Consider the following 12,404-nt stretch of genomic DNA (forward strand, 5'->3'; position numbering starts at 1 on the left):
GGGGAAGGAATAATGAAAACTGATGAAAAGTTAGAACAGATTATACAAGAAGAATATAAAAATATGAATGGTATGTTAGTAGTGCAGAAAGGTAATATTATTTTTGAAAAATATTATAATGGCCAAGGTCCAGATGATGCATTTCATGTAGCATCTGTCACAAAAACGATTATTTCTGCGTTAATTGGGATATGTGTAGATAAAGGCTATATAAAAAGTGTTAATCAAAAAGTAATAGAGTTTTTCCCTGAATATAAACGTAAGGCATCTGAAGTAACAGTGCGACACCTCCTTTCAATGACAGCACCATATCCTTTTGTAGACTGGCAGGAACCGTTAGAAGAACTATGTACACAAGAGGATTGGGTACAGTATGCACTTAATAGAATGGGGAACGGTGGAGAAATCGGATCTTTTAAATATTCATCTGCAGGAGCGCATGTACTATCAGCAATTATTACGAGCGCAACAGGAAAAAATGCGCGTGAATTTGCGAATGAATACTTATTTCAGCCACTCGGTATGAGAGAAATTCCAAACTACAATATGAAAGTATTTGGATTTGATGACTTATTTGGAAAAGATGTAAAGGGATGGGTTCATGATCCAAACGGTATTTCAACGGGCGGCTGGGGACTTACGTTAACAGCTAGAGATATGGCGAAGTTTGGACAATTATATTTGAGTGATGGTATTTATAACGGAAAGCAAATTCTTTCGAAATCCTGGGTACAAGAATCAATAGCGATGAATTCAAATCAATATGGTTACTTATGGTGGTTACGAGAAGAAAATGGAATCTTTTCATATTGTGCAATGGGTGATGGTGGGAGTATGATTTGTTGTATTCCGAAGCAGGATTTGGTTGTAGTAATTGCTTCTGAAGTTATGCCGAATGCACGGGATAGATGGGAAGTGATTGTGAAATACATTCTTCCTTACATACAAAACAATTAAATGTCATATATAAAGGCGGTATGAGATCTCATACCGCCTTTATATATGGCATTTTACATAGAAAGGGAGATGGGAAAATAACTTAATGTCATTAAGTTAACTGAAAAATAAATATAGCGTAAAAAATTGTTAAGATTTCGATGCCTGGATTTTAACCTTTATTTTTCTATGTATAATGAAGCCGCATACTAAAAATATTTTAAAGAAAGGGGATGAAGTGTGTATGAAAAACGAATTAAAAGCTAATGTGCGTTTCTTGATGGCTTAAGGAAACAGAATAATATTTTAAGTTTTTTTGATAAGTACAGCGTTTATATGGAATTCGTCAAAAAGGATATTTATCTTTTTGACGTTTGGAGGGTATATGAATCTAATATTAAAAGAAATAGCAGTGAACAGAAAAATATTCGTTATGTTAGTTATTGGATTTACTTTAACAATTCTGCCCATACTTATAGCGATGTCGATTCGAGATGATTACGATGAAGATTTTTATGAGCGAAAACATGGTTATTTTAAATATTACTATACTGTTCAGCTTACTAGTTTTGGGGAATTGGATTTCAAAGCAATTCAAGAGTTAACAGAAACTACTTTTAAGAACTCAAGTGTTATTACAAATAATATGATAATTGGAATCCCTGGTATAGGTGAAGTAAAGATGGTTGGTCTTATAAATAAGAATTGGTCTCCTCCATTAGTAAAAGGCTCTCGCATGGAAGATGGGGAAGAAAATAGTGTAATTGTCGGAAAGAATATTTATAAAGAATCTGAAACAATAAAACTGTTTAGTAAAGAATATAGAGTTAAAGGCGTGAATGGAGCGAATGATAAACATGTGTATAATAACAATGTCTACATCGGCTTAAAGGATATGCCTGATGAGATGAAACGACGTATACAAAATGAAAATACATTTGAAATGATAGTAAGGTCTAACGAAAATCCTAAACAAGAAATGGATACATTTATTTGGTATGTTAAGCAAAATAGAACTGATACAAATGCGAAAGTGATAAATGAAAAAGAGAATTATGAGAATGAAAAAAGATCGAGTAAAGCTATGAGAGCACAACTTACTCTTCCGTATAGACTACTTTTTATTGCTGTAATGAACTGTATAATTGCGAGTTATTTTTGGATTTACACGAAGAAGAAGAGTATTTCCTTAAGGAAAACGTTGGGAGCAAGCAATTTGAATTTATTTGTATTTATATTTAGCCAATTATTCCTATGCGCAATTGCTGCAGCCGTTTGTGCTATATGTATGCAATGGATTTTAAGTACAATGAACCAAAGCATAGTAAATTTAATGGGTTTTGCCATTCGTATAGATATTTTCAAAGTTATGATGAGTGTAGTAATTGCCTTGTCTATTTCGTTCATCACCGCTGTAATACCATTTTTCAAAATACTTAAAATTGAACCTGCTAAAGCGTTAAAGGAATAAATAAGATGAGACTAAAAAGTGCTCTTATGGCCCTGAAAAATAGACTGCTCATTTCCATATTTCTCTTAATACAATTCACTTTTGGATTAGCGGCAATAACTCTTTCCATTAATATGTTTTATAATTTTCACTATCTTGAAAACAGTTCCAACTCGTTGCTAGATTTAGAAAGTACATATTTTATCACTTATGATGGGATGACTACTGATAGGTTGAAGGCAGAGCAATTTAATAAAGGACAAGTTGAAGAAATTTATAAAAAAATACAGCAAAATAAAGATGTGATTTCGTATGGTACATACGAAGAGGGCATAATCGAACTAGAATCAAGCAATCGACCGCTCCAAGAAAGTATGTTAGAAGAATTGAAAAATAAAACTTTTCGCGATAAAAACCCTACTATTCGTACAATTACAATAGATGAAGATTATTATAAGTTACTGAACATACCTATAAAAGCTGGAACAGGCTTTTCGTATCAAGACTTCCAAAAAAATAGTGAAGAGAAAACGAATGTTTTGGTAGGTCCTTACTTTAAGAAATATTTTCAAATAGGGGATACAATCAATAATCAATATACGATTATTGGATTTTTGCCGGAAAATAAATTCATTATAAATGGTAACGGAGCGAATATATACCAGAAATTAGACAAGGCTATGTTATCACCCATGCCAATTGATAGATATGAACATTATGAAATAATGTTTTCAAGATTACACTATAGTACAATTATGACTTTAAAAAAAGATGCCGATGTAATCAAACTACAAGAAATGATTCAGCTGAAGGGAAGCGACGTTACGTTATACTTGAAAAATTTAGGAGAAGAAATAAATGAAGCTGTTACTAGTAGTATGGATACGGAAAATATCGATCTTACAGTAGGAAGTCTATTTATTTTATTTATAATAGCGGGAATTGTCGTAACGACAGTTGTTTCCATCATGATGAGAAAGAGGGAATTTGGTATTAAGATGGTCCTTGGAGAAAGTAAGTTTGGGATGTTCATTCAAATTGTTTTAGAAAACATATGTATTGCGATAGTTGGTATGTTTTTATCCCTAGTCTATTTTTCATGGAGATATGCGGCTCATCTACAAAGTTCGAAGGACTTTGATACGGTGTCTGTACAAGAGATCAATTTAAATATGCCTATTTTATTACTTGTATGCCTATTCTTACTACTAATTATCATAGTTTCAAATCTCATTGTCTTCTTGTTTATTAGAAAACTCGAACCGAAAACATTAATAGGTGGGATGGAATAATGGGTTTAATTGAACTAATAGATATTAAAAAGGTGTATAGTAACAAGAATCACAATACGTTCGCCTTAAACGGTATAAACTTAACAATAAATAAGGGCGAAATTATAGCAATAATGGGGCGATCAGGCTCAGGGAAAAGTACACTATTAAATGTTATAGGGTTAATTGATATGCCAAATGAGGGTGAATATACGTTAAATGGAAAACCATTAAATGAAATTAGAGCGAATAAAGTTCATAAAACAAGAAATGAAATGATTGGATTTATTTTTCAATATTTTGCATTGTTAAAAGAACATACTGTACTGGATAATGTAGCACTACCACTCACGTATAGAAAGCTAAGGAAACGAGAAAGAGAAAATAAGGCGAAGTTCTATTTAGAAAAAGTAGGTTTAAAAGAACATATGCATAAAACACCGGACGAGTTATCAGGTGGACAACAGCAGCGCGTCGCAATTGCTAGAGCGTTAGTAGGCGAACCAGAATTAATATTGGCTGATGAACCGACTGGAAATTTAGATAGAAAAACAGGAGAAGAAATTATGAGCTTGCTATTACAACTGAATGAAGAAGGACGAACAATTATTATTGTAACGCATGATATGGAAGTAGCGAATAAGTGTAATAGAATTATTGAGTTAGTTGATGGGGAAATTGTGCAGAGTTAGTAATTCAACAAATATACAGTAAAATAATTATATCTAATTTAAGAATCCGTATTGATTAATTTTTCAAAATGGATTCTTGTTTATTTGTAGAATTAAAGTAAAATAACAAATTCCCCGTAACTTTCCAGCACAAAAAATCGTTTAACAAAAGAAAGGATTTTTAATCACGAATGGGGGAGAACCATGAAGATTTTAATACTAGGTGGTACACGATTTTTGGGAAGAGCTGTTGTAAAAGAGGCTTTGAACAGAGGGCATGAAGTTACATTATTTAACCGCGGAACAAACAAAGAAGTTTTTCCTGAAGTGGAGCAGCTTATCGGTGACAGAAGTGATGATGTATCAAGTTTAGAAAATCGAAAATGGGATGTTGTCGTGGATACGTGTGGGTTTTCTCCGCATCACATTAGAAATGTTGGAGAAGTACTGAAAGATAATATTGAACACTATATATTCATCTCTAGCCTTTCCGTATATAAAGATTGGATTCCGCATGACATAAAAGAAGACTATATATTACAACCTGAACCAATGGAAGAGCAAATAAAGGCTGTAGAGAATGGTGAAATATCTCCTTATGAGCATTATGGTGCACTGAAAGTATTATGCGAAAAAGAAGCAGATAAATATTGGCCAGGGCGTGTTTTACACGTAAGAGCAGGACTTCTTTCAGGAATGTTTGATTATACAGATCGACTAACATACTGGATTCAGCGTGTAGCAAAAGGAGGTAAAGTGTTAGTACCAGGCAGAAAAAATCGTCCAGTGCAATTCGTTGATATAAAAGATGTCGCGAGCTTTGGACTCAACATGGCAGAAAATAATAAAGCAGGTACATTCAATATAACAGGTCCAAATTATGAATTGACGATGGAAGAGCTATTAAATACGTGTAAAAAGGTTACGAATAGCGATGCTGAATTTGTTTGGGTAGACGAATCGTTTATGAGTGAACATAATGTGCAGCCTTGGACAGAAATGCCTTTGTGGATTCCAGAAACTTTCCCATTAGATGGTGAGACGAAGCCGTGGAGAGGCGGGTTTTCTATTTGTATCGAAAGTGCGGTTAATGAAGGGCTTACTTTTAGAAGAATAGAAGAGACAGTTACAGATGTGTATGAGTGGATGGAGAGTACGGAAGAATGGGAATTAAAAGCAGGTATTTCAGGCGAGAGGGAGAAGGAATTGTTAGAAAGATGGTATCAATAAATTTAGCGGAGTTCTTTGAATATGCTTGATTGCACATAAGGAGGAAAAAGGTGATGTGGAAAGACACCATTCACAGTATCTCATCAAATTTAAGCTTGAAAAACCCAGCTACGAAGGATGAATTTACTGATATACAACAATGTATACATGTGGAGTTACCGAATGATTTATATCAATTATTACAGGAAACAAACGGTATAGAAGGTGAATACGGTGACTTTATATGGTCTGCTTCAAAAATTAAAACTGAAAATATGAATATGAGAAATATAGTTGATTTTAAGGATTTATACATGCCTTTTGACTGTTTATTATTTTTTGCTGATGGGGGAAATGGTGATTTGTTTGGCTATTCCATTTTGAATGGAAAAGTACAAAGAGATGATATATATGTATGGAACCATGAAAATGATAGTAGAACGTGGGTTGCTCCTTCTTTAAAGACTTTTATGGAGTGGTGGGAGAGTGGAAAGATAATAATTTAAATATAGTATCAAAAAAGTGCCTTGTTTCTTTAGTAACAAGGCACTTTTTCACGAATAATTAATCTACCACTCAATTGGTTCTTCTCCGTACATCTCCCACAGCTTAGGAAACATCTTCTTCAAACTTTCTTCATCCCAGTCAAATTCAAAATCTACATCGTCGAATTCTTCATTAGATAAGACATGGTAAAGTGTAAAGTAAGTATCATCTTCGTCACCAGTTTTTTCTGCATATACAGTGAAACCGAAATATAAAGAAAGTTCTTCTATTTCTGGGACATCATACTCACTCAAATTTTCTAATACAGGAATTAATCGTTCTGGATCTTCAATACAAGCTTCGTATGTCTCTTTTCCTTGATATAATAACCATCCACGGAAGTAATCAAAAGTATCATCTGAACAGCCACCTAAAATAATATAGGCTGCTGCCCATAAGCGAGATGTATAAGAAGCTTTTAATATATGATGCATATGCGTATCAAAAGCTACAATTTCATGTACTGTACGTTTAGCAAGGTGAGAAGTAAGCCATTCTATTTGTTCTTCTTGGTCCTCACCTTTCGTTTTTGCATGATTAAGTAGTTCCCAAAATTCTTCTTCGGTTATCGTCTTTTCTTTTATGTAATCTTCCCCTTGAATAGGGTCTATATATCCTTTTTTACGTTTGGAAGCAACTAGTTTATTAGCTTCTTTCATACATTCTTCTTCTGTTTTAAACTCTTTTGCTTTCACACTGCCAGCTGTGCCAATTTTTCCGTAAAACACAACATAGTCCTTTTCTTTCACAACGATTTTCCAAAACTTATTTGATTTCTCAGTTTGCTGGATTAATAATGTTTCCATCCGTACCCCCATAATGTTTTCTAGTGTGCAATGTGATTGTAACATATGTATATACACTTGTAATGATGAAAAATAATAGTTTAGAAAATTCAAAAACCATTGAATGGAGTGGATAAATTTAGTAACCTTATTTGTACAGTAATTACATAATTGTTTTGTAATAATTCGATATTTATATAAGGGGGCGTTACGGATGGATCTTACGTTTAAAGTTGAGGAAACATGTTTTAATTACCGCGTTGGAGCAATTTGTAAACATGATAATAAAATACTCATTCTGCAAGGTGACGGTGAAGATTTTTGGTATGTACCCGGCGGTAGAGTAAAAATGCTAGAGAATAGTGAAGATGCATTAAAACGAGAGCTTGCGGAAGAGATAGGTGTTCCTATTAAAAGGAAAAGGTTAATATGGTCAGTAGAAAATTTCTTTACACTTTCTGAGCGAAAGTTTCATGAAATTAGTTTTTATTATGAAGTAGAGCTACATGAGTTACCTGCGAGTGGAGCGGATCAATATATTTTGGAAGAAGAGGGTAGAACGTATTTGTTTAGATGGGTGCCAGTAGAAGAACTGCATACATATAACTTACAGCCTGCATTTATAAAAGAGAAAGTAAAGGATGTATCAGTTCACACAGAACATATCGTATTACAAAAGTAAATGTATTCGGAGGGGAAAATGGTGAAGGGAACTAAAAAAGAGGTACATATAAATGACAAAGTAATTTATTACACACATATCGAAAAAGGTGCTAGTACCGTTTGCTTTATGTTTTCAGGTTCAGGATACAATTATGATAAGCCGTTATTTTATTACGCAACGATGTTAATGCTTGAACATAAAATAGATGTTGTACATATTCATTATTCTTATGATGGACAATTAATGAATAAACCAATGGAAGAAGTAACGAAAGTAATGATGGATGATATTAATCCTGTAATAAATGAAGTATTAAAAGATGAGCAATACAACGAGACTATGTTTTTAGGGAAGTCACTCGGAACAATTCCGATTACAAATGATTTAATGAAGAGAGAAGAATTCGCGCAGTCAAAAATGATACTACTTACACCTTTACTGACGTTTGATACGATTTTTGATTCTATCTTACATAGTCGACACGAAGGGTTTTTAGTTATTGGGGATAAAGATCACCAATACAATGCAGATCAAATTGATCAGTTATATAAAACGAATTTACAGATTGAAGTTGTCAAAAATGCAAATCATTCTGTAAATGTTGGGGGATATGAAACGGAAAATTCAATTGAGGCTATAGCGAAAATAATAGGAAAACTTAAAGAAGTTGTTAGGACAAACTAACCTATTAATACATGCAAAAGAGGTGCGAATTGCACCTCTTTTACTTTAATAAGCCTTCAAAACATGAAGTAAATAATCCTTACGATTCAGCGGATTATAATCAACACGTTTTCGAGTAGGGAAGGGAGCCATAAGCTTTGTGAAACCAGCTGGCTTCGTTGTAAATATGCCTTCTCCTTCTGTAAATGAATGAAGCATGCGTTTAAAATTCTCTGTTTTCGCAACAGGTAATGATCCTGTTAATTGGTAAGAATTATTATATAATATAGGCTCTGCAAAAGTTGCTGGAACGGCAGCGAGCTTATACATTGCGGTACTAATTGCCTGCTCCGGTACAGTTAATTCAAACTCATTTACTGGTTCATATACATATGTTTCAGCTTGCTTTAAAGCATCCATTAATACGATCGGTGTCAAATTTCTAAAGTCACTCGCTGTTGTAATAGGACTAGCATAACCAGTATGTGTTAACGTGACGATAATATCTGTAACTTCCCATCCATATAAACCTTGTTTTAACGTTTGAAATACAGTATCCTCAATCGCTTTATGGAATGCTAAAGGTAGTGAGCCGAGCTCAACACCTAATTTATATGTTATGCCGCAATTAAGTTCACCACGTTCAACTTTGAATCCGACTGTTGCGTAAAATGGATTCTCTTTTTCACCCATTACTTCAACAGAATTGCCTACGCCAATTGGTTTCTCGATACATACAACTCGCGTATTTGAAAAAGTAACTTGCAAATTATATTTCTCATAAAGTGTTGTTTCAATTACTTCTTTTTGTACCTCACCGAAAAGGCGAATGTATAGTTCATTATGAACATCATCTTTCCACACTTTAATAAATGGATCTTCTTCACATAGTTCCATAAGTGCAGCGTATAGATCATGAATTCGTTCTTTTGGTAATGCTTCAATAGCAGCTTCCATTTGTGGTTCGGCAAAGTGAATATCTTTTATATAATCCGTATGTTCACCAATAATATCACCAATTTTAATATCATTCAGTCCCCACACTTTACAAAATTCACCGCTAGGAACGGTAGTAGTTTGAATGGAATCTCCATTATGAAATAGGCACATTTTTTTTATCTTTTCTTTATGGGATAGAGACTTACTGCGCTGTATATTAACATATTTTCTAACGTGTAAGTTACTTGAAAAAACTCTTACATAAGCAACCTTTTCTCCAGAAGGTTCACGTTCAATTTTAAAAACAACACCGGATAGTAGTTCCTCTTGTGCCGATGTATGAGCTGGCATTAGGGCCGGAAGTTTTTCAAGTATTTCAGTTACTCCTATACCTGTCATTGCTGAACCGAAAAAGATTGGATACACATTTGCTTGCTGTATTTGCTGTTCTAGTTTTTCTCTTAATAGTGCGTCCGGTATTATTTCGTTATTTACATATGATTCAAGTAATGATTCATTAAATGGTGCTAACAGTTCCATACAATCGTCATATGATTTGTATTCAATGATCCGGGCTGCTTTCGTTCCTTCGTTTAGAACAGAATAGAAGGGGAATGCTTCATTTGAAAGAACCTCTTTTATTTGTTTCATAACTTTTTCACTGTTTGCTCCACTACGATCAATTTTATTAACGAATAAAATTGTCGGTATGTTTAGTTTCTGTAATGTTCGCATTAAAATTTTTGTTTGTGCTTGCACACCTTCAACGGCAGAGATAACTAAAATCGCACCGTCTAGAACGCGGAATGATCGCTCCACTTCAGCGATAAAATCAGCGTGTCCAGGTGTATCAATGACATTTACTTTTACATCATCAATGAAGAAAGAAACGACAGATGCTTTAATCGTAATTCCGCGTTGTCTTTCTAATTCCATTGAGTCAGTTTGTGTATTACCACTATCAACTCGGCCAATTTCTTTAATCACATTCGTTTCATAAAGAATACGCTCAGTCAAACTCGTCTTGCCAGCGTCTACGTGCGCAACAATCCCTATATTTATTGTTGTCATATATCAATATCCTCATTTCATTTTCCATTTTCATTTCCTCATTTCTATTTGTGTATTGCCGCATTATCAATCACTCTCCAGTTCTTTAAATTAGTATTATTATAGTGCAATTAACATTATTTGTAACGCTACAAAGCGCCTTAATTTGGAAAAAATAAAATAAAAACAAAATGCTTGCATTCTAAATCGATATATATTATATTAATTGACATATCAACTATTGATACATCAAATGTTTTTATTTTGATTGTAAAGGAGGATTAATTTGACAAGTTCATGCTCAAAAGAAGCGATTATTTTATATAAATTACACTTTCTAAATAAAGAAGTAAGTTCGAAATTTGAAGGGTGTACGGGTATGAGCCAGTCTCGATTAGAGCTTATACTTCAGTTATATGAAGTAGGTGAAATTAGTCAAAAAGCACTTCAACAAGAAGTGAATATTGATAATGCTGCGATAACAAGGCATTTAAAGCAGCTTGAGGCCAATGAAATGATTGTAAGACGTAAAAATCCAGATGATAACAGAATTACGTTAGTTTCTCTTACTGAAGAGGGACGAAATAAAATTCAAGCATTTCAAGAGGAAAAAGAACGTTTTGCAGCATCTGCATTTAAAGGATTAAGTGAGGAAGAACGCGATAATCTTTTAAATATGTTAAATCACATTCAAGAAAATATAAAAGAATTATAAAAAAGGGAGAATACAACTATGACTAACTCAGTAAAAACAAATGATTTTAACGAAATTTTAACAGGACGTCGTTCAATTCGTAAGTACGACCCTTCAATGAAAATTAGCAAAGAAGAAATGACAGAAATTCTTACAGAAGCAACACTTGCACCATCTTCAGTAAACATGCAACCATGGAGATTCGTAGTGATTGAAAGTGACGAAGCGAAAGCAACACTTGCGCCACTTGCGAAATTCAATCAATCTCAAGTAGAAACATCTTCAGCAATGATCGCTTTATTTGGTGACTTAAACAACTTTGATAACGCAGAAGAAATTTATGGTACAGCAGTAGAGCGCGGTTTAATGCCAGCAGAAGTAAAAGAAGATCAAATGAAAAAACTTTCAGCTTACTTCTCTATGGTTACACCAGAAGTAATGAAAGATACAGTATTAATTGACGGTGGTCTTGTAGCGATGCAATTTATGCTAGCAGCTCGTGCGCACGGTTATGACACTTGTCCAATTGGTGGATTTGAAAAAGACCAAATCGCAGAAGCATTTGGACTAGATAAAGAACGCTACGTACCAGTAATGCTAATTTCAATCGGGAAAGCTGCTGACAGTGGTTACCAATCAGTACGTCTTCCAATTGAAAAAGTTGCAGAGTGGAAGTAGTTTGAAAAAATTAGTGAAAAATGAGAGGGGAAGCACCATGATTATTATTCACGCAATATTTCAAGTAGACCCAGCAAAACAACAATCATTTTTAGAAGAAATTCAGCCACTCATTCATGGTTCAAGAGAAGAAAGTGGAAATGTATCTTATGACTTATATAAAGATACAGAAAAAGAAAGTGTTTATACGATGGTAGAAGTATGGAAAGATGAAGCAGCAGTTGCGAGCCATAATACGAGTGAACACTTCACATCTTTCGCTAGTAAAGCAGCACAATTTTTAACTGCTCCGCTTAATATAAAAGCTTATAATGGAGAATTAGTAAAATAATAAGGTAGAAAAAGATGACTTTAGCATATGGCTGAAGTCATCTTTTTTGTATAAGTAGAATCCATTTTGGACTCAGTTATGTTGATAGATAAGCGTTGCTCGCATCCTCAGTAACAGTGCTGAATTGTATGTTAAATTCGAATATTCGGTTTATTGGGATATTTTTCCGTGGTATAATTTTCTTGTAAATAAAAGGTAGAGGGGAGTAAGTAATGGGAGAATTTCAAAGTAATTTGCATACGGCAACGCAACTTGCAACGAAAATGAGAAATGCTTCAGATAGGATGCAAAGTGCTACTAGTCGCTCTATAAATAAGGCAACGCGTACGACACTATCTGTGAACTTCAAAGCACAAGAAGCAAATCAACAAAATTTACAGATCACGAAACAATTTTGTACTGCTTTTCAACAAACAATTGATAATATCCATTCCGTAGCAAATGAATTTGAGAAAATGGATACAGGACTTCAAAAGACTTTTTAATAATGTAACAACCTACGTAAAGGGGGAAAAGT

The 12,404-nt window shown here is 33.8% G+C and carries 14 protein-coding genes; 12 read left to right on the plus strand and 2 right to left on the minus strand.

The genetic code is table 11. The features are described 5' to 3' along the window. Positions 1-12: 12 nt before the first annotated feature. From C4S65_RS10310 to C4S65_RS10335, 6 genes are all read left to right on the plus strand, one after another. Positions 13-957 carry a serine hydrolase gene (locus C4S65_RS10310; RefSeq protein ID WP_103945215.1) on the plus strand — a complete coding sequence of 315 codons (945 nt, stop codon included), beginning with the start codon at positions 13-15 and terminating at the stop codon, positions 955-957. 364 nt (positions 958-1,321) lie between these two features. Further along, positions 1,322-2,407 carry an FtsX-like permease family protein gene (locus C4S65_RS10315; protein WP_001048981.1) on the plus strand — a complete coding sequence of 362 codons (1,086 nt, stop codon included), beginning with the start codon at positions 1,322-1,324 and terminating at the stop codon, positions 2,405-2,407. Between the two features lie 5 nt (positions 2,408-2,412). Continuing rightward, positions 2,413-3,678, plus strand: a complete 1,266-nt coding sequence (locus C4S65_RS10320) for an ABC transporter permease (RefSeq protein WP_061666949.1) — start codon at positions 2,413-2,415, stop codon at positions 3,676-3,678. After that, positions 3,678-4,349 carry an ABC transporter ATP-binding protein gene (locus C4S65_RS10325; RefSeq protein ID WP_000522857.1) on the plus strand — a complete coding sequence of 224 codons (672 nt, stop codon included), beginning with the start codon at positions 3,678-3,680 and terminating at the stop codon, positions 4,347-4,349. Before C4S65_RS10320 ends, C4S65_RS10325 begins: the two co-directional genes overlap by 1 nt. A 183-nt stretch (positions 4,350-4,532) precedes the next feature. Then, positions 4,533-5,558, plus strand: a complete 1,026-nt coding sequence (locus tag C4S65_RS10330) for an SDR family oxidoreductase (protein ID WP_000697755.1) — start codon at positions 4,533-4,535, stop codon at positions 5,556-5,558. 53 nt (positions 5,559-5,611) lie between these two features. After that, positions 5,612-6,043 carry an SMI1/KNR4 family protein gene (locus C4S65_RS10335; protein ID WP_000265337.1) on the plus strand — a complete coding sequence of 144 codons (432 nt, stop codon included), beginning with the start codon at positions 5,612-5,614 and terminating at the stop codon, positions 6,041-6,043. 63 nt (positions 6,044-6,106) lie between these two features. Here C4S65_RS10335 and C4S65_RS10340 read toward each other — a convergent pair whose 3' ends face one another. Then, positions 6,107-6,889 carry a DUF4240 domain-containing protein gene (locus C4S65_RS10340; RefSeq protein ID WP_086790421.1) on the minus strand — a complete coding sequence of 261 codons (783 nt, stop codon included), beginning with the start codon at positions 6,887-6,889 and terminating at the stop codon, positions 6,107-6,109. A gap of 193 nt (positions 6,890-7,082) precedes the next feature. Here C4S65_RS10340 and C4S65_RS10345 point away from each other — a divergent pair, with 193 nt between their 5' ends. Both C4S65_RS10345 and C4S65_RS10350 read left to right on the plus strand, forming a co-directional pair. Then, the gene (locus tag C4S65_RS10345; RefSeq protein WP_000366230.1) at positions 7,083-7,550 is read left to right on the plus strand and encodes an NUDIX hydrolase; all 468 of its coding nucleotides are present in this window, start codon (positions 7,083-7,085) and stop codon (positions 7,548-7,550) included. Next, on the plus strand, positions 7,551-8,216 hold the full coding sequence (locus C4S65_RS10350; RefSeq protein WP_003307308.1) for a hypothetical protein: 666 nt from the start codon (positions 7,551-7,553) through the stop codon (positions 8,214-8,216). A gap of 45 nt (positions 8,217-8,261) precedes the next feature. Here C4S65_RS10350 and C4S65_RS10355 read toward each other — a convergent pair whose 3' ends face one another. Beyond that, positions 8,262-10,205 (minus strand): TetM/TetW/TetO/TetS family tetracycline resistance ribosomal protection protein, encoded by a 1,944-nt coding sequence (locus C4S65_RS10355; RefSeq protein ID WP_086407383.1) that lies wholly within the window; start codon positions 10,203-10,205, stop codon positions 8,262-8,264. A gap of 265 nt (positions 10,206-10,470) precedes the next feature. On the opposite strand from C4S65_RS10355, the gene C4S65_RS10365 reads away from it, so the two are divergent. From C4S65_RS10365 to C4S65_RS10380, 4 genes are all read left to right on the plus strand, one after another. Further along, entirely contained in the window at positions 10,471-10,899 is a 429-nt protein-coding gene (locus C4S65_RS10365; RefSeq protein ID WP_000204172.1) for a MarR family transcriptional regulator, read from the plus strand. A gap of 18 nt (positions 10,900-10,917) precedes the next feature. Continuing rightward, positions 10,918-11,556 carry a nitroreductase family protein gene (locus C4S65_RS10370; protein WP_061666952.1) on the plus strand — a complete coding sequence of 213 codons (639 nt, stop codon included), beginning with the start codon at positions 10,918-10,920 and terminating at the stop codon, positions 11,554-11,556. A 37-nt stretch (positions 11,557-11,593) separates the two neighbouring features. Beyond that, positions 11,594-11,887, plus strand: coding sequence for a putative quinol monooxygenase (locus C4S65_RS10375; protein WP_098838289.1), 294 nt, complete (start codon positions 11,594-11,596; stop codon positions 11,885-11,887). A 212-nt stretch (positions 11,888-12,099) separates the two neighbouring features. Then, positions 12,100-12,372, plus strand: a complete 273-nt coding sequence (locus tag C4S65_RS10380; protein WP_061666953.1) for a TIGR04197 family type VII secretion effector — start codon at positions 12,100-12,102, stop codon at positions 12,370-12,372. Positions 12,373-12,404: the final 32 nt, after the last annotated feature.

The organism is Bacillus sp. ok061, assembly GCF_900108285.1.
In the GTDB taxonomy this organism is placed as follows: Bacteria; Bacillota; Bacilli; order Bacillales; family Bacillaceae_G; genus Bacillus_A; species Bacillus_A thuringiensis_S.

What these genes read in the sequence shown, in the direction of transcription:
- C4S65_RS10310 (WP_103945215.1), top strand. Translation starts at nt 13, where the DNA reads ATGAAAACTGATGAAAAGTTAGAACAGATTATACAAGAAGAATATAAA.
- C4S65_RS10315 (WP_001048981.1), top strand. Translation starts at nt 1,322, where the DNA reads ATGAATCTAATATTAAAAGAAATAGCAGTGAACAGAAAAATATTCGTT.
- C4S65_RS10320 (WP_061666949.1), top strand. Translation starts at nt 2,413, where the DNA reads ATGAGACTAAAAAGTGCTCTTATGGCCCTGAAAAATAGACTGCTCATT.
- C4S65_RS10325 (WP_000522857.1), top strand. Translation starts at nt 3,678, where the DNA reads ATGGGTTTAATTGAACTAATAGATATTAAAAAGGTGTATAGTAACAAG.
- C4S65_RS10330 (WP_000697755.1), top strand. Translation starts at nt 4,533, where the DNA reads ATGAAGATTTTAATACTAGGTGGTACACGATTTTTGGGAAGAGCTGTT.
- C4S65_RS10335 (WP_000265337.1), top strand. Translation starts at nt 5,612, where the DNA reads ATGTGGAAAGACACCATTCACAGTATCTCATCAAATTTAAGCTTGAAA.
- C4S65_RS10340 (WP_086790421.1), bottom strand. Translation starts at nt 6,889, where the DNA reads ATGGAAACATTATTAATCCAGCAAACTGAGAAATCAAATAAGTTTTGG.
- C4S65_RS10345 (WP_000366230.1), top strand. Translation starts at nt 7,083, where the DNA reads ATGGATCTTACGTTTAAAGTTGAGGAAACATGTTTTAATTACCGCGTT.
- C4S65_RS10350 (WP_003307308.1), top strand. Translation starts at nt 7,551, where the DNA reads ATGTATTCGGAGGGGAAAATGGTGAAGGGAACTAAAAAAGAGGTACAT.
- C4S65_RS10355 (WP_086407383.1), bottom strand. Translation starts at nt 10,205, where the DNA reads ATGACAACAATAAATATAGGGATTGTTGCGCACGTAGACGCTGGCAAG.
- C4S65_RS10370 (WP_061666952.1), top strand. Translation starts at nt 10,918, where the DNA reads ATGACTAACTCAGTAAAAACAAATGATTTTAACGAAATTTTAACAGGA.
- C4S65_RS10375 (WP_098838289.1), top strand. Translation starts at nt 11,594, where the DNA reads ATGATTATTATTCACGCAATATTTCAAGTAGACCCAGCAAAACAACAA.
- C4S65_RS10380 (WP_061666953.1), top strand. Translation starts at nt 12,100, where the DNA reads ATGGGAGAATTTCAAAGTAATTTGCATACGGCAACGCAACTTGCAACG.